The sequence below is a fragment of the Paractinoplanes pyxinae genome (genome assembly GCF_026626335.1).
Classification (GTDB): Bacteria; Actinomycetota; Actinomycetes; order Mycobacteriales; family Micromonosporaceae; genus Actinoplanes; species Actinoplanes pyxinae.
The window spans coordinates 346,568-362,474 of the sequence record NZ_JAPNTZ010000010.1 but is presented as its reverse complement, the minus strand read 5'-3'; the positions used below and the strand labels follow the sequence as shown (position 1 = coordinate 362,474).

General features: G+C 71.4%; 18 protein-coding genes. 8 read left to right on the top strand and 10 right to left on the bottom strand.

What is annotated here, in order from left to right; translation table 11 throughout:
* The first annotated feature begins 78 nt into the window (after positions 1-78).
* Positions 79-1,104 (top strand): Glu/Leu/Phe/Val family dehydrogenase, encoded by a 1,026-nt coding sequence (locus tag OWR29_RS28950; protein ID WP_267566426.1) that lies wholly within the window; start codon positions 79-81, stop codon positions 1,102-1,104.
* Here the strand turns inward: OWR29_RS28950 and OWR29_RS28945 are convergent, their stop codons facing one another.
* Positions 1,105-1,467 carry a hypothetical protein gene (locus OWR29_RS28945; protein WP_267566425.1) on the bottom strand — a complete coding sequence of 121 codons (363 nt, stop codon included), beginning with the start codon at positions 1,465-1,467 and terminating at the stop codon, positions 1,105-1,107. It abuts the gene before it with no gap.
* A 558-nt stretch (positions 1,468-2,025) separates the two neighbouring features.
* Here OWR29_RS28945 and OWR29_RS28940 point away from each other — a divergent pair.
* From OWR29_RS28940 to OWR29_RS28930, 3 genes are read left to right on the top strand one after another with little or no spacing between them, the layout of a single operon-like run.
* Positions 2,026-2,259, top strand: a complete 234-nt coding sequence (locus OWR29_RS28940) for a hypothetical protein (RefSeq protein ID WP_267566424.1) — start codon at positions 2,026-2,028, stop codon at positions 2,257-2,259.
* 34 nt (positions 2,260-2,293) lie between these two features.
* Positions 2,294-3,178, top strand: coding sequence for a helix-turn-helix domain-containing protein (locus OWR29_RS28935; RefSeq protein ID WP_267566423.1), 885 nt, complete (start codon positions 2,294-2,296; stop codon positions 3,176-3,178).
* A gap of 41 nt (positions 3,179-3,219) precedes the next feature.
* The gene (locus OWR29_RS28930; RefSeq protein WP_267566422.1) at positions 3,220-3,480 is read left to right on the top strand and encodes a hypothetical protein; all 261 of its coding nucleotides are present in this window, start codon (positions 3,220-3,222) and stop codon (positions 3,478-3,480) included.
* Between the two features lie 28 nt (positions 3,481-3,508).
* Here the strand turns inward: OWR29_RS28930 and OWR29_RS28925 are convergent, their stop codons facing one another.
* From OWR29_RS28925 to OWR29_RS28910, 4 genes are read right to left on the bottom strand one after another with little or no spacing between them, the layout of a single operon-like run.
* A complete protein-coding gene (locus OWR29_RS28925; RefSeq protein ID WP_267566421.1) occupies positions 3,509-3,706 on the bottom strand; it encodes a hypothetical protein in 198 nt (65 codons plus the stop codon).
* Positions 3,707-3,734: 28 nt separating this feature from the next.
* Positions 3,735-6,746: a bifunctional [glutamine synthetase] adenylyltransferase/[glutamine synthetase]-adenylyl-L-tyrosine phosphorylase gene (locus OWR29_RS28920; protein ID WP_267566420.1), complete on the bottom strand. Its 3,012-nt coding sequence runs from the start codon at positions 6,744-6,746 to the stop codon at positions 3,735-3,737.
* Between the two features lie 2 nt (positions 6,747-6,748).
* A complete protein-coding gene (locus tag OWR29_RS28915; protein WP_267566419.1) occupies positions 6,749-7,534 on the bottom strand; it encodes a type 1 glutamine amidotransferase in 786 nt (261 codons plus the stop codon).
* Positions 7,535-7,544: 10 nt separating this feature from the next.
* Positions 7,545-8,360: an alpha/beta fold hydrolase gene (locus OWR29_RS28910; RefSeq protein ID WP_267566418.1), complete on the bottom strand. Its 816-nt coding sequence runs from the start codon at positions 8,358-8,360 to the stop codon at positions 7,545-7,547.
* Between OWR29_RS28910 and OWR29_RS28905 the strand changes: the two genes are divergently transcribed.
* Complete coding sequence (locus tag OWR29_RS28905) at positions 8,359-9,285, top strand: EamA family transporter (protein WP_267566417.1); 927 nt, start codon at positions 8,359-8,361, stop codon at positions 9,283-9,285. The genes OWR29_RS28910 and OWR29_RS28905 overlap by 2 nt on opposite strands.
* On the opposite strand, the gene OWR29_RS28900 is transcribed toward OWR29_RS28905, so the two are convergent.
* The 3 genes from OWR29_RS28900 to OWR29_RS28890 all read right to left on the bottom strand — a co-directional run bounded on the left by OWR29_RS28900 (position 9,194) and on the right by OWR29_RS28890 (position 11,528).
* Positions 9,194-9,649: a GNAT family N-acetyltransferase gene (locus OWR29_RS28900; protein ID WP_267566416.1), complete on the bottom strand. Its 456-nt coding sequence runs from the start codon at positions 9,647-9,649 to the stop codon at positions 9,194-9,196. The genes OWR29_RS28905 and OWR29_RS28900 overlap by 92 nt on opposite strands.
* Before the next feature lie 5 nt (positions 9,650-9,654).
* Positions 9,655-10,080: a DUF350 domain-containing protein gene (locus OWR29_RS28895; protein ID WP_267566415.1), complete on the bottom strand. Its 426-nt coding sequence runs from the start codon at positions 10,078-10,080 to the stop codon at positions 9,655-9,657.
* A gap of 95 nt (positions 10,081-10,175) precedes the next feature.
* On the bottom strand, positions 10,176-11,528 hold the full coding sequence (locus tag OWR29_RS28890; RefSeq protein ID WP_267566414.1) for a glutamine synthetase family protein: 1,353 nt from the start codon (positions 11,526-11,528) through the stop codon (positions 10,176-10,178).
* Between the two features lie 180 nt (positions 11,529-11,708).
* Here OWR29_RS28890 and panB point away from each other — a divergent pair, with 180 nt between their 5' ends.
* Positions 11,709-12,539, top strand: a complete 831-nt coding sequence (gene panB / locus OWR29_RS28885) for a 3-methyl-2-oxobutanoate hydroxymethyltransferase (protein WP_267566413.1) — start codon at positions 11,709-11,711, stop codon at positions 12,537-12,539.
* 301 nt (positions 12,540-12,840) lie between these two features.
* Here the strand turns inward: panB and OWR29_RS28880 are convergent, their stop codons facing one another.
* On the bottom strand, positions 12,841-13,752 hold the full coding sequence (locus OWR29_RS28880) for a quinone oxidoreductase family protein (RefSeq protein ID WP_267566412.1): 912 nt from the start codon (positions 13,750-13,752) through the stop codon (positions 12,841-12,843).
* Positions 13,753-13,831: 79 nt separating this feature from the next.
* Here OWR29_RS28880 and OWR29_RS28875 point away from each other — a divergent pair, with 79 nt between their 5' ends.
* Positions 13,832-14,266: a MarR family winged helix-turn-helix transcriptional regulator gene (locus OWR29_RS28875; RefSeq protein WP_267566411.1), complete on the top strand. Its 435-nt coding sequence runs from the start codon at positions 13,832-13,834 to the stop codon at positions 14,264-14,266.
* Positions 14,259-14,438: a hypothetical protein gene (locus tag OWR29_RS28870; RefSeq protein WP_267566410.1), complete on the top strand. Its 180-nt coding sequence runs from the start codon at positions 14,259-14,261 to the stop codon at positions 14,436-14,438. The genes OWR29_RS28875 and OWR29_RS28870 overlap by 8 nt, the downstream gene beginning before the upstream one ends.
* Before the next feature lie 3 nt (positions 14,439-14,441).
* Here the strand turns inward: OWR29_RS28870 and OWR29_RS28865 are convergent, their stop codons facing one another.
* Positions 14,442-15,860, bottom strand: coding sequence for an RNB domain-containing ribonuclease (locus tag OWR29_RS28865; RefSeq protein ID WP_267566409.1), 1,419 nt, complete (start codon positions 15,858-15,860; stop codon positions 14,442-14,444).
* Positions 15,861-15,907: the final 47 nt, after the last annotated feature.

Sequence of the window (15,907 nt, the reverse complement as noted above, 5' to 3'; positions counted from 1 at the left end):
GGCCTGCCTTCCGGGTGGTGTGCCGAATTTCGTTCGGCGAGCCGCCGCAACGGCTGCGCGGACGCCTACCTTCGGCTCATGTTCTCGCATGAACGCATCATCATCCGGCGCGGTCCCGAGTCCGGCGTGCCGATCATCGTGGCCGTGCACTCGACGAAGCTGGGGCCGGCCCTCGGCGGGTGCCGTCTCAAGACGTACGGGCAATGGCAGGACGGTCTGGCCGACGCCGTGCGACTGTCGGCCGCCATGACCGACAAGTGCGCGCTGGCCGGGCTGCCCAACGGCGGCGGCAAGACGGTGATCGCCCTGCCGCCGGACGCGACCCCGGATGGGGCTCTGCGGGCGGCCGCGCTGCACGACGCGGGCACGGTGATCGAGGAGCTGAGCGGCCAGTACGCGACCGGCCCGGATGTCGGCACGGGCCCGGACGACATGGTCACCATCGGCGAGCGTACGAGTCACGTCTTCTGCCGTCCGGTCGAAGCGGGCGGCAGCGGCGACTCGTCGCCGGGCACCGCCACCGGCACGGTCGCCGCGTTGCGGGCCGTCTGCGAAGCCCGGTTCGGCTCACCGTCGCCGGCCGGCCGGTCGTTCGCGGTCGTCGGCCTGGGCCGGGTCGGCGGACGGGTGGCCCGCCTGCTCGCCGAAGCGGGCGCGAAGCTGGTTGTGGCCGACGTCGACCCGGTCCGGAAGTCCCTGGCCGACGAGCTCGGCGCCGCGTGGACCAGCCCGGACGAGGCCATGACGGCGCCGGTGGACGTGCTGGTGCCGGCCGCCCTGGGCGGGGTGCTGACCCCCACCACCGTGGCCGCCCTGCGCTGCGCCGCCGTGGCCGGCCCGGCCAACAACCAGCTCGACGCCCCCGCCACCGCCGACCTGCTGCACGCCCGCGGCATCCCGTGGGCCCCCGACTACGTGGTCAGCGCGGGCGGCGTCATCAGCGCCACCGCCGTGGAACTGCACCACGAGTCCCCGCAGCAGGTCACGGCCCGCCTCGACGCCATCGCCGGCACGCTGACCGCGGTGTTCACCACCGCCGAGCGCGACGGCATCACCCCCAGCGCCGCCGCGCTCGCCGAGGCCCACCGCCGCCTCGGTCAGTGATCAGTCACGGGCGGGCGGGCTGACCGGCTCGGCCCGCTCGTACGGCGCGTTGAGCGGCGCGTCCCCCGGCTGCTCGGCAAAGTACGCGTTGAGGTGCGCATACGGATTGAGCCGCGGATCCCGAGCCACCCGCGCATGCTCGATCTCCTGCCTGCGCAACGTGACCGCAAGCCGCAGCGCCGACCAGACCCGCAGCCGCCGCGACGAGTCCAGCGCGGCCAGGACGCGCGCGAGCCCGTCCCGCTCCGCCACCGGCACGCAGGTCAGAACGATGATGAGAGGGATGATCGCCGCCAGGATCTCACTGACGACGATCAGCACAACGATGAGCGCGACGACTACGGCCAGCACGGTAAGGGTCATCGAAGTCCTCCGGTCCTGCTGATGAGGGCGGTGCGGCCGGGCGCCGAGCCGGGCCGCGCGGAGATGCGATCACTCAGTTGCCGCTGACTGCCCCGGCGGCCGTCAGCGGAACAGTCAGGAGGGGCCGGCCGGGCCGGTGCGGATACAAGGACGCCGCGCCGGGATGGCCGTTGCTCGCCGTCGGGGTGGGCTGGGGAAGTAACCATGGTCGACCTCCGAGTCAGGCCGCGTATGCACCACCGAGGGCCGTGACTCCGTCGTCGACGGGAGACAGAAGCGAGAAGCCCCTGTGGCCAGGTCGTCTCCCTCGCAGCCCTTACCCCTGAATATCCACGTCTATGCAAGTTGCCGCAAGGCTGATTCGATGACGTGAATTCCGTTACGACGAGTTTTCACGATGAGACATGGGAGATACCCGTACACTCCACCGTGTGGTTGCATGGCGCTATGCACTGCACCGAGTGGTCGGCGGAACACTATTCGCTGCGCTGCATAACATCTTGACAACCCGCGCCGGAAGTTCCCGATGTCGCACCCCACCGAAGGTAAGGTGCGGCTGTGACAAATCAACCGTTAACGGTCGTTCAGGATGCATCGCCGCAGCTGACCATCGTTTCGTCCCTCTGCGGAAGCGGCACCTGCCCGACTGTCTACCGCACCGACCGAGACACCTACCTGGTGCAGGGATACACCGTGACCGCCGAGGACGCGGGCCTCGACCTGCCGGCCGGCGAGCAGCTGGTCGAGATTCCCGCCGAGATCTTCGCTCAGGCCATGAAAGCCACCAGCTGACCAACCACGACGCACGGGAAGGAGGGCGAGCACCATGACCGACTCGCCCACCTTCACGAACGGCGGCGAGGAGCCGGTCGGCGTCACGCTGGCCCGCTGGCGCAAACGCAGGAAGATCTCGGGGCAGGCGCTGGGCGAGCGCGTCGGTATGAGCCAGGCGAAGATCTCCCGCCTGGAGACAGGAGTCTCCGCTCCCGACCCGCACGACATCCGCGTCATCGCCGAGGGCCTGGAACTACCGGCGGACGAGGTGGACCGTCTCGTCGCTCTGGCCGAACGCTCGGGCGACCAACTCAGCGACTGGCACTCGACCGAGCCCAATCTGGCCGGTCAGCAGCAGTTCGTGCGCCACCTCGAAGCACCCGCGCGCGAGGTGCGGGTCTTTCAGCCCGCTGTGGTCGCCGGCCTGTTGCAGACCAGTCAATACGCCCGGGCCATTCTGAGCGCGTACCGCACGGAGCTGGGTGACGATCAGATAGCCGACTCGGCCTTGGCCGTCTCCGAGGCCGTCGCGGCCCGAATGCAGCGCAGTCAGGTGCTCGACGATCCCGATCGCCGTTTCACCTTCGTCCTGACCGAGAGCTCGCTCAGCAATCAGATGTGCCCGCCGGCCGAGATGCTGGCGCAGATCGCGCGCATCCGTGAGGTCGCCCGACAGCCCAACGTCAGCATCCGCATCGTTCCCGAGGCCGCGACCTGGCCTTTCCCGCCGCTGCACGGCTTCGAGCTCATGGGCGATCGGCATGTCATGGTCGACCTCATGAACGGCAGCATCGTGTCGCGGGGCAGCCGCCGCACCATCCGCCAGTACGAGCGGGTCTTCGAGGCGATCGAGCTGATCGCGGTGTCCGAGATAGACGCGATCCTCGACAAACATCAGAAGAACTACGTGGAGCTGCTGGCTGCCGCATCGGTTTGAGGTGTTGTGACGACACGGATCCTCTCCGTACCGTTGGTCACATGACGACCCATAAGGAACACGCCGTCACCACCGGGGCGCCTCCGGCCACCGCCGAACTCCGCCTCACTCCACTCGCCAGCCAGTGTGGGGCCGGATCGTGCCCCACTGTCTACGGCACCGACCGCGCGACTCTCGTGGTTCAGGGCTATGTCGTGGCCGGTGAGAACACCGACGTCGACGTGCCCGGCGGCGAGCAGCTCGTCGAGATTCCCGTCGAGGTGTTGCTCGCCGCCGCCGACAAGATCCGCGGTCAGGCCTGAGACAGCGTCGTCTCCTGACTCGGCGCCGTCACCAGGCGAAACGGCGCTTCTTCTTTTGCTGGCCGCGCAGGCCGCCTAGGAAGTCGGCGCCCTGACGCAGGGCACGGCTGCCGCGGCTGGGGCCGTTCTTGGCCTCGAGCCGGTCGCTGAGCTTGCGGGCGCCGGCCGCCGCGAGCGGGACGGCAACGGCCATGATTGCGAAGCGCTTCACCATGTTGAACAGCATGAAAGGGTAATACCCACCCAGCCGCCGCTTAAGACTCGAGCACTCGTTCCATCGCGGCCCGCGAGCGCCGGGTCAGGCGCAGGTAGCGGTCGACGAACTCGCCCGGGTCGCCGCCGCCCAGCAGCTGGACGGTGCCGGCCAGCTCGACGCCGTGGCGGGGCAACTGGTCGGTGGGGCGGCCCCGCACCAGCGTCAACGCGTTGCGCACCTGCGCCGCCAAGGTCCAGCCGGCGGTCATCGCGGCCGCGTCCACCTTGTCGATCAGCTTGGCCTTGACGGCCGCGTCCAGCGCCTCCAACGTGCGGGTTCGGCGCAGCCCGGGCACCGCGTACGCGTGCCGCAACTGCAGCAGCTGGACCGCCCATTCCACATCCGACAGGCCGCCCCGGCCCAGCTTGGTGTGGGTCTGCGGGTCGGCGTTGCGGGGCAGCCGCTCGACCTCGACGCGGGCCTTGATGCGGCGGATCTCGACGACCTGCTCGCGGGTCAGGCCCCCCTCGGGGTAGCGGATCTTGTCGGCCAGCTCTTCGAAGCGGTCGCCCAGCTCGGCGTCGCCGCCGACGAACCGGGCCCGCAGCAGGGCCTGCGCCTCCCAGACGCGTGACCACCGGGCGTAGTACTGCTGGTAGGCGGCCAGGCTGCGGACCAGCGGACCCTGCCGGCCCTCGGGGCGCAGGTCGGCGTCGATGCCCAGCTCGGGGTCGGGCGCGGGGGCGGTCAGCGCCCGGCGCAGCTCTTCGGCGATGACCCGGGCGGCCGCGCTGGACTCGTTCTCGGGGACGCCGGCCGGCGGCTCGTAGACGAACAGGACGTCGGCGTCGGACGGGTAGCTCATCTCGTACCCGCCGAGCCGGCCCATGCCGATGATCGCGAAGCGCAGGCCGTCCGGGCCGGGGTGGGCCCGCCGGGCGACGCTGAGGGCGGCGGTCAGCGTGGCGTCGGTGACGTCGGACAGCGCGATGCCGATCGCGTTGACGTCGAGCGGGTGGGCCGGGGCCAGCTCGCCGGCCTGGCTGAGGACGTCGGCGCAGGCCAGGCGGAACAGTTCGCGCCGGCGGCGGGCGCGCACGGCGGCGATCGCCTTCACCGGGTCGTCGGCGTAGCGGTCGGCGGCGGCCGCGAAGCCGTCCAGCAACGACTCGCGCGAGCGGGGCTGCAGCTCGGCGTCGTCGGCCAGCAGCCGCAGCGCCTCGGGGTCGCGGGTGAGCAGGTCGGTCGCGTACCGGGACAGGCTGAGTACCCGGGCCAGCCGGCGGGCGACCGGGCCGCCGTCGCGCAGCAGCCGCAGATACCACGGGGTGCTGCCCAGCTTGTCGCTGACGTGGCGGTAGTTGAGCAGGCCGCGGTCGGGTTCGGGGGCGTCGGCGAACTCCTGAAGCAGCATCGGCAGCAGGGTGCGCTGGATGGCCGAGGTGCGGGTGACGCCGCCGGTGAGCGCCTGCAGGTGGCGCAGGGCCCCGGCCGGGTCAGCGAAGCCCAGTACCTCGAGGCGGCGGCCGGCCGACTCGGTGGTCATGCGCAGCGCCTCGGCCGGCACCCGGGCCACGGCCTCGAGCAGCGGCTGGTAGAGCAGCTTGACGTGCAGGCGGCGCACCTGGGCGGCGTGGCCCACCCAATCCGACCGGAACGCCTCGACGGCGTCGCGGCCGGGCATGGCGGTGTAGCCGAGGGCGGCGGCCAGCCAGCGCAGGCCGTCCGGGTCGTCGGGCACGGTGTGCGTACGCCGGAGCTGTTGCAGTTGCAGCCGGTGCTCAACCCCGCGCAGGAACCGGTAGCCGCGCAGCAACGTCTCGCCGTCGTCGCGGCCCACGTAGCCCCCGGCGACGAGCGCACGCAACGCCGGGATCGTCCCCGGCGCGCGCAGGGTCTCGTCGACCCGGCCGTGCACGAGCTGCAGCAGTTGCACCGCGAATTCGATGTCCCGCAGGCCGCCCGGGCCGCGCTTGATCTCGCGGTCGACCAGGCCGGGCGGCACATTCTCGATGATCTTGCGACGCATGTCGCGGACGTCGGCCACCGCCTCGGGCCGCTCGGCCGCGTGCCACACCAGCGGGGCCAGGTCGTCGATCCAGCGCCGGCCCAGATCGAGATCGCCGGCGGCCGGACGGGCCTTGAGCAGGGCCTGGAACTCCCACGTGCGGGCCCAGCGGCGGTAGTAGGCCTGGTGGCTGGCCAGCGTGCGGACCAGCGGGCCGCGGCTGCCCTCGGGGCGCAGCGCGGCGTCGACCGGCCAGGCCACCATGCCGCAGATCTCGATGATCCGGGCGGCCACGACAGTGCCCGCGTTCAGGTCTTCGTCGGAGTCGGCGACGAAGATGACGTCGACATCCGAGACGTAGTTGAGCTCGTTGCCGCCGCACTTGCCCATGGCCACCACGGCCAGGCTCGGTTCGGCGGCGCCCGCGGTGAGACCCGCGACCGCGATCGCGTAGGCGGCGGACAGCGTCTCGTCGGCCAGGCGGGACAGCGCGGCCATGGTCGGCTCGAGCCCGCGGCCGCCGGTCAGGTCGGCCGCGGCGATGCGCAGCAGCGAGATGCGGTAGGCCCGGCGCAGCTCGGGCACGCTGGGCTCGTCGCCCTGGACCTCGAGGTGGCCCTCGGCGTTGGGCGGCAGGCCGGTCTTGCCGGTGGCCAGGACCCGCCAGTCGTCCGGGTTGGCCACCAGGTGGTCGCCGAGCGCGGACGAGGCGCCCAGCACCGCGACCAGGCGCCGGCGTAAGCCGGCGTCTTGCGCGAGGGCGCCGATCAGTTCGTCGGTGGCCTCGTTGGTGCTGATCTCGCCGCCGGGCCCGGTGACCCGGCCGCCGTTGCCGCGCGCGGCGGCCCGGCCTGCCGCCTCGACCAGCCGGTGCAGCTGGCGCAGGGCCAGGTTGGGGTCGGCCGCGCGGGACAGCGAGGTGAGCAGCTCGGCCGCCTCCGGGTCGCGGGGCGCCTGCGACTCGGCGTCCCACAGCCGCAACCCGGACGACCCGAGCAGGTCGGACGCGCGGACCCCGTCGTCGGCGAAGCCGTACCGGGCGAGCCGGCTGGGCCGGGTCACGCTCAGTTCCCCAGCAGCGGGAGGGTGCGGCCGGTGCCGGAGTCGGGTATGTCGGCGTCGGGCAGCGTGCCCAGGGCCAGCGAGGCGAACCGGGCGGCGAACGGCTGCCACACCTCTTCGACGTCGGGCAGCTGCTCGGCCGTGGCGTAGACGACCGCCTCCTCGTCGTAGCCCAGCTCGTCGAGGGTGGCCCGGTCGCTCGCGGCCCACTGCTCGATCATCGCGGCGTCGCACTCGATGTGGAACTGGATGCCCCAGGCCCGGTCGCCGATGCGGAAGGCCTGGTTCGGGTAGCGGCTGGACGCGGCGAGCAGGACGGCGGTCAGCGGCAGCTCGGTGATCTCGTCACGGTGCCACTGGATGACGTCGGGCAGCAGCGGCACCCACTTGAACAGCGGATCCTTGTCGGCCGCGTCGCGCTTGCCGACCAGGCCGGGGCCGATCTCGGGGCCGCTGGTGCTGCGCTCGACCAGGCCGCCGTGCGCGCTGGCCAGCAGCTGGCCGCCCAGGCAGACGCCCAGCGTGGGCAGCCGATGGCGGACGGCCTTGCGCAGCAGCCCCTCGAGCGCCGGGAACCAGGGCGCCCCGGGCATGCCCTCGGCGTCGGAATACGCGTTCTGGTCGCCGCCCAGCACGATGAGCGCGAGGTAGCCGTCGAGCGTCTCGGGCAGCTCGTCACCGGCGTGCGGCCGCAGGACGGTGAGCTCGAGCCCCGCCTCGGTCAGCCACTCGCCCAGCCGGCGCGGGTCGTCGGTCGGATCGTTCTCGATGACAAGTGCAGTCGCCACGCTCACGAACTTAGCCCCTCAGGAACTCGCGCACGGCGGCGAGCCACGCGACCGGATCGTCGAACTGGGCCATGTGGGCCGCCTCGGGGATCAGCCGCAGCCGGCTGCCGGGCACGGCGGCGTGCAGGCGGTGCGCCACCTCGGGCGGAAAGGTCATTTCGCGCTCGCCGTGCAGGATCAGCACCTCGCCACCCCAGCGGCGCAGAACCGCGGGCGGGTCGCCGGGGCGGGCCGGTTTCAGCTTTCCTTCCGCGTACGGCACATCCCACGCGCTGGAGAAGCGGACCTCAGCCAGGACGGCCCGCCACTCGTCGGCCCGGTCGAGCCGCCAGATGGTCACCGGCAGGTCGGCCTCGGCCATCGCCCGGGCCAGAGCGCCCTCCGGCCCGTCGCCGGACCAGTCGACCTCGCCGCACAGCGCCGCGCGCTCGGGCGGGATGACCGGCTCGAAGTCGCCGTACGCCGTGGTGGAGGCCAGAATCAGCCGCCGGAGCACCCACGGATGCTGCTCGGCCACCCGCATGGCGATGCCCCCGCCGTACGAGAAACCCAGCACGTCGGCCTGCTCGGCGCCCAGATGGCGGATCAGGGCGGCCACGTCGTCGGCGATCAGATCGGGCTGCAGAGGCGCGTCACGGCTCGACCGGCCGCTGCCGCGCAGGTCGAAGAACACGACGTGGAACGCGTCGGCCAGCTCGGCCACGGGGAGCAGATACGAATGGTCCCAAGGCGGTCCACCGTGGATCACCGCGAGCATCGGGGCGGCCGGGTCACCGAAACGGCGGACGAAGAGTTTGATCCCGTTGACCGGCTCGATAGCGTCCATGGCGGGAAACCTAGACCGGGGGTACGACATGAACGCCGCGCCCCTGCTGGTGCTGGTGTCGGTCGTCTCGATCCAGTTCGGGCAGGCGGTCGGGCGCACCCTGTTCGACGATCTCGGCGCGACCGGCGTGGTGCTGCTGCGCGTGACGATCGCGGCGGTGGTGCTGGCGCTGGCGACCCGGCCGCGCGTGCGCGTCTGGTCGCGGGCCGCCTGGCTCGCCGCGGCTGCGCTGGGCACAGCGGTCGCCGGGCTGAACCTGCTGTCGGCGCTGGCCCTGCGCACACTTCCGCTGGGCGTGCTGGTCACCGTGTCGTTCCTGGGCCCGCTGACGGTCTCGCTCGTGCAGACCAGGCGGCTGCTCGACCTGCTGTGGGCGCTGCTGGCCGGGTCCGGGGTGGCGTTGCTGTGGTGGCACCCGGGCGCGTCCGTGCCGCTGGGCGGATTGGTGCTGGCCGCGCTGGCCGGGGTGTGCGGCGCGGGCTACATCGTGCTGACGGCCCGGCTGGGCGGGCTCGTGCCGGGCGTGGGCGGGCTGCCGGTCTCGCTCACCGTCGCGGCCCTGGTCGCCCTGCCGTTCGGCGCGTCCGGCGCGAGCGCGGTCGTCGAGCGTCCCGCGCTGCTGCTGGGCGCCGGCGCGGTGGCGTTGCTTCAGACCGTTTTCCCGTACGTGCTGGAGCTGACCGCCCTGCGCCGCATCCCCACTCGCATCTTCGGCATCCTGGCCAGCCTGAACCCGGCCGCGGCCGCGCTCGCCGGTCTGGTCGTCCTCGATCAGCAGCTCGGCGCGGTCGAGATCGCCGCCCTGGGCCTGGTGACGGTGGCCAGCGCCGGCGTCACGCTGGTGCGGGCGTCCAGCGGGCCACCAGCTCCGTCCCCTCGGTCTCGCCAGTCTCATGAAAGCCCAGCGTCCGATAGAGGTGCCTAGCCGCGGTGTTGTCGGCGGCGTAGCTCAGCGCCACATTCGGCGTCCCCGGCTCGCCGATCAGCCTCTCCCGCAGCTGCCGCACGATGGCATGCCCGATCCCCTGCCGCTGGTGCCGCGCGTCAACGACCAGCCCACCGATCCAGGCGCTGATGTCGTCGTCGATCCCCCACATGACGAACCCGACCACCTCGCCGTCCTTCACGGCGGCCAGCGGATTCCAGGTGTCGCCGTAATTGCACAGGCAGAGGTAGTAGCTGACCGCGCTGACGAACCGCTGCTGCTCCGCGTGCACGGTCAGGTCGGCGCAGTCCCGCCAGTTCTCCGCGGTGACCGGAACCAACTCGATCTCGGGGTCGCGTGCCATCGCGCTCAGGAGATGCAGGCGCAGACGATGAGGGCGGCGCCGAAGTGCGAGGCCGCGCTCACGAGAGCTCCGCCGTGCCGTTCCGGGGTGCAGATGACCTCGCCCAGCTTGCCCGGAGTCATCCAGTCGAGCACCAGGAAGGCCAGGCCCATGATGGCGATGCCGATGATGCCGAACAGCACCGTCGACGCCAAACCCTGGCCGAACGAGTCGTAGGAGGTGAAGATCGCGGTGAACACGATGGCGGCGATGCCCAGCTGGTTGGCCGCGAGCAGCAGCGACGCGTTGGGGTTGCGCTCCACGAAGATCAGGTCGCGCAGCTTGCCGGGGGTGAGCAGGTCGATGAGCACGTAGCCGACGGCCATCAACCCTATGCCGACGATTCCGAATACGATGCTGCGCCCAGCACCCTCGAGCAGATCTTCAAGCACGGCCTCTCCCTTGTCACGCGACGTCAGGAGAGACCGTACAAGACAGTAGCTACGTCTGTGCATTCCCGCAGCGGAAAACCGAAAGGAACCTGGAGTTACAGCGCGCCCAGGTAACGCTGCCGCTCATAGGGCGTCACCTCGCGCCGGTACTGCTCCCATTCGGCAGTCTTGTTACGCAGGAAGAAGTCGAAAACGTGCTCGCCCAGCACCTCGGCGACGAGCTCGGACTTGCTCATCACGTCGATCGCCTCGGACAGGTTCTCGGGCAGCGCCTCGTAGCCGGCCGCCTTGCGCTCGGCCGGCGACAGCGACCACACGTCGTCCTCGGCGCCGGGGGGCAGCTCGTAGCCCTCCTCGATGCCCTTGAGGCCGGCCCCGAGCATGACCGCGAAGGCCAGGTACGGGTTGGTGGCCGAGTCGATCGAGCGGACCTCGACCCGGGCCGAGTTGGGCTTGCCGAACGCCGGCACGCGCACCAGCGCCGAGCGGTTGAGGTGCCCCCAGCTGACGAAGGCCGGCGACTCGGTGACCACGTTCGGCAGCTGCAGCGGGAACAGGCGCTTGTACGAGTTCACGTACTGGTTGGTGACGGCGGTGTACTCCCGCGCGTGCACCAGCAGGCCCGCGATGAACGCCCGCGCGGTCTTGGACAGCTTCTGCGGGTCGTCGCCGTCGTAGAACGCGTTGCGCTCGCCCTCGAACAGCGACAGGTGGGTGTGCATGCCGCTGCCGGGCTGGTCGGTGTACGGCTTCGGCATGAACGTGGCCCGCACGTTCTGCGAGAGCGCGACCTCTTTGACCACGTGGCGGAAGGTCATGATGTTGTCGGCCGTGGTCAGCGCGTCGGCGTAGCGCAGGTCGATCTCTTGCTGGCCGGGCGCGACCTCGTGGTGGCTGAACTCGACCGAGATGCCGATCCGCTCGAGCGCAAGCACGGCCTGGCGGCGGAAGTCACGCGCCACCGAGTGGGTGGTGTGGTCGAAGTAGCCGCCCGTGTCGACCGGGATCGGCACCGAGCCGTCGAGCGGGCCGTCCTGCAGCAGGAAGAACTCCACCTCAGGGTGGGTGTAGAAGGTGAAGCCCTTCTCAGCCGCCTTGGCCAGCGCGCGGCGCAGCACGTGGCGCGGGTCGGCCCAGGCGGCGCTGCCGTCGGGCAGCAGGATGTCGCAGAACATGCGGGCGCTCTCGCCGCTGGCCCCGCCCTCGAACGGGAAGACCTGGAAGGTCGTCGGGTCGGGCATGGCCACCATGTCGGACTCGAAGACCCGGGCGAAGCCCTCGATGGCCGAGCCGTCGATGCCGATGCCCTCTTCGAAGGCGGACTCGAGCTCGGCCGGGGCGACCGACACGCTCTTGAGCGTGCCGAGCACATCGGTGAACCAGAGCCGGACAAAACGGATGTCGCGCTCCTCGAGAGTGCGAAGCACGAACTCCTGCTGTCGGTCCACGTTCACCCCTAGTAATGAAGCCCTGACGAGCCAGTCTGCCCCGATCCGGTTACGCCGACATTACGCTGGCACGGTGTGAAAACCTCCACTGACCCCTGACCGGGGCCTCGGCCGGAGTGCGACCATCGGATCCAGACCCGGGGACCGCAATCCGCGCGGCCTCGAGGGAAGGAGCACACGATGTCGGAGATCCCGACCCTGTACGGTGGCCCGGCCACCCGACGGGTACGCACCCGCGACCTCATCGCCGCCAAGAGCCGCGGCGACCGCTGGCCGATGCTGACCTCCTACGATCAGTACACGGCCTCGATCTTCGACCAGAACGGCGTGCCCGTGCTGCTGGTCGGCGACTCGGCGGCCAACAACGTGTTCGGCCACGAGACCACCCTGCCGATCACCGTCGACGAGCTGCTGCCGCTGGTCCGCGCCGTGGTGCGCGCCACCAAGACCGCGCTGATCGTCGCCGACCTGCCCTTCGGCAGCTACGAGGAAGGCCCGACGCAGGCTTTGCGTACGGCCGTCCGGTTCATGAAGGAAGGCGGCGCCCACGCCGTCAAGCTCGAGGGCGGCCGCCGCGTCGCCGCCCAGATCGAGGCGCTGACCGGCGCCGGCATCCCTGTCATGGGCCACGTCGGCTTCACCCCGCAGAGCGAGCACACGCTGGGCGGCTACCGCGTGCAGGGCCGCGAGCAGCAGGGCGCCGAGGTGCTGGCCGACGCCCGCGCGGTGGCCGAGGCGGGCGCGTTCGCCGTCGTGCTCGAGATGGTGCCGGGCGAGGTCGCCAAGACCATCACCAAGGAGCTGCCGATCCCGACCGTGGGCATCGGCGCCGGCCCCGACACGGACGCCCAGGTGCTCGTCTGGCAAGACATGGCCGGTCTGCGCACCGGCCGCATGCCGCGCTTCGTCAAGCAGTACGCCGATCTGGCGGGCACGCTGGCCTCGGCCACTCAGCAGTTCGCAGCTGAGGTTCGCGGCGGCGAGTTCCCTGCCTCGGAGCACACGTTCTGAAGATCTAGAAGCAGATGAAGATCTAGAAGCAGATGTCGTAGCGGGGTGGGGGGTTACAGACCGTCGCTCCCGCCGAGGGTCGCGGCGGGGTGAGCTGGCCGCTGGCGCGTCCAGAACGCTCACCCCACCACGACGACGTGCGTGAGTGGTTGCGCCCAAAAGCCAACCCCTGTCGCGTCACCTGTGGATAACTTCGCTGCCCGGTATCGAGGGCTGTGGACAACGCCCGTCGCCGGCGCGCGAAAACAACTAGATTCGCCGTAGGGTCGGGGGCCCCTGGGAGGGCGGGGTGGCTGACTGGTCACGGGGTGAGGACGGTGCGCACGCCCGGCGCTTCCGGTGCCGTCCACACGGTCTCGACGTCGGCCAGGGGCTTGCTGCGTGTCTTCAGCGCCAGGTGGCCGGCGGTGATCTCGGCGATCAGGGACGGCAGTTCGGCCAGGTAGGCGCGTGGTGAGACGGCGCCCTGGCCGTTGCCCTGCAGGCGGAAGTTGGCGGAGCGCAGGGCCACCGACGGCAAGTCGATCGTCGGGCCGGCCACCGAGCCGATCTGGATCCAGTTGAGTTCGCGACTGCGATCGGCGCGGGCTTTGAGGATGGCCATCATCGCGTCGGACGCCGGTTGGCCCCACAAATAGTCGAGCACCACATCGACCTCGGCGGCCACTTGGGCCACATCGGACAGGGCGACTACGTCGCCGGATGGGCGGCGGGCCGCTCCGATTACCCGGCCCGCGCCGAGCAGCTCGGCGACCCGCATCGCCATCGCGCCCGCGTTGCCGGTCGCGCCGAGCACCAGCACCGACTGGCCCGGCTGCAGAGGCACACGGCGGCGCAGAGCGACCCACGACGACATCGCCGGGTTCATGGCCGCCGCGATCTGGGCGACGTCGGCGCCGGTCGGTAGCTCGATGCTGCGCCGGGTGTCGATCACCGTGCGGGTGGCCATGGGGCCGACCAGATCGTCGTCGGCCACGAAGTACACGACCCGGCCGTCCGCCAGCCGTCCTACGCCGTCGATGCCGGGCACCATGGGCAGCTTTCCGGTGCTCGTGTAGTGCCGGCCCGCCGCACCGCTGCGCACCCGCGGGTGCAACCCCACCGCCAGCACGTCGGCCACCGCCTGATCCGGGCCCACCGGCTCGGGCAGCTCCAACGGCTCATAGGCGGGTGGCCGGTCGAACGAGCTCACCACCGCCGCTTCGATCTTCATGACGATCCACCTCCGCATATTGGTTCGTGACACGTACTAATTAGTTTGTACCACGAACCTTCTCGGATAGGATCGTCGTGTGACCGACACCGACCTCGTGGACGCGCTCGCCCAGCTCTCGTTCCTCGTGCAGAACGCCCTGGCCGAGATCGGCGCGCAGCACGATCTGTCGCTGGTTCAGGTGCGGCTGCTCGGCGTGCTCCGCGACCACGAGCCGACGATGCAGGAGCTGGGCCGCCACCTCGGCCTCGACAAGTCCTCGATCAGCGGGCTGGTCGACCGCGCGCAGCGCCGCGGACTGGTCACGCGCACGGCGAGCCCGGTCGACCGCCGGGTGACCCACGTGTCCATCACCGAGACCGGGCAGCGGCTGGCCACCGAGGGCGCGGCCGTCTTCGCCGAGCACATCAGCTCGTTGGTCGCCGGCCTCTCCGCCGCCGACCGGCGAACTCTGACCCGCCTTGCCCACCAGGTGATCTCGAACGGTTCGCGGGTATCCGAGGAGCATGACTGACCCGAACGACGACCTCGACAGCGTCGCCGACCCCGGCTCGATGTCCCCCGAAGCCATGACCGAGGACAGCGACAAAGACCCGGCCACCAAGCAGGACGAGAAGGGCGGCGTGCCCGGCGCGGCGGCCGACAGCCCGGCCGCGCAGGGCGCCCCGGTCGGACCGCCGGACTGATCCCTAGGCCTGCTCGAAGACCACCTTGCGGGTGGCCGGATCGGCCTCGACCAGGCGGGCCTGGACGCGTACGCCCAGGGGCAGCGCGCCCAGGCACCGCGCCCGCACGGCCGGCTCGTCGATCGCGACGGTGCCGCCGGGCGGGCGGTTCTTCGACGGCTCGTCCAGGTCGAGCACGCCCGCCTCGAACACCTCACCGACCCGGCCGTGCAGCAGCACCGCCTCGGCCAGGTCGATCGCGCCCCGGTTGGCCGCGCCGGCCACGCGGTCGGACTCGGACATCGCCTTGGGCAGCTTGGGCAGGGCGGCCCGGGCCCACTCCGGAATCGTCTCGCCGGCCGCGAGGGCCAGGCAGACCTCGGTCGCGTAGCGGTCGGCCAGGCGTCGCAGCGGTGCCGTCACGTGCGCGTACGGCGCTCCGACCCCGCCGTGGCCGGTGATCTCGGGCGGTGTGCCGTCGAACGGTGTGTACGCCGCACCCCGCAACAGATCGGCCGCCTGATCGAGGAACGCGGCCCCGCGCGGGCTCGCTGGGTCGACCGAGGCCACGACCGTGCCGACCGGCGCGCCGGCGGGCCACAGCACGCCGAGGGACTTCGCGGCCGCCTGCAGCTTGGCTACCGCTTCCGGCTTGGGGGCGGGCATCGTACGCAGCAATCCCACGCCGCCCTGCAGCATCAGATCGGCCGCGGCCATGCCGGTGAGCAGGGAGATCTGCGCGTTGTGCTCCTCGATGGCCAGGGGCGGGCGCAGCACGAGACGCCAGCCGCCGCGATGCTCCTCGACCTCTTGCTCGGGCAGCGGCAGATTCACCGCGCCGCGATCGGTGGCCCGGCCCGCGAGCAGCGTGCCCAGCTCGGGCAGCAGCGCCAGCGGTTCGGGCGGCGTGCCCGCGTCCACCTGCTTCTGCACGTCCTCGTAGCTCAGCTTGGCCCGGCTGCGCACCCGCGCCCGTTCCAGCGCCACCGAGGTGGTGGCGCCGTCGGCGTCGAGCTCGATCGTCCACACCACGGCGGCCCGGTCGACGTCGGGGAACAGACTGACCGCGTCCTCGCTGAGCACCGGCGGGTGCAGCGGGATGCGGCCGTCGGGCAGATAGATGGTCTGGCCGCGCACCCAGGTCTCGGCCTCGAGCGCGCCGCCCGGAGTCACGTAGGAGGCGACGTCAGCGATCGCGTACAGCACCCGGTAGCCGCCACCGGGCCGCCGGCTCAGGTGCATGGCCTGGTCGAGGTCTTTCGACGAGGCCGGGTCGATCGTCACGAACGGCACGTCGGTGCGGTCGGCCACCGGCGGCAACGGCTGGCCCGCCGCGGCCTCGGCCTCGGCCAGCGCCTCGGACGGGAACCCCTCCGGCAGTTTCAGCTCCCGTCGCAGCCCGGCGAAGTCGATATGCGGAGCCCACACCCGTCTGATCGGCACGGCTCATTCCTACCAGGTGCGACGTACACCGGCAGGAAAGCGCGAAG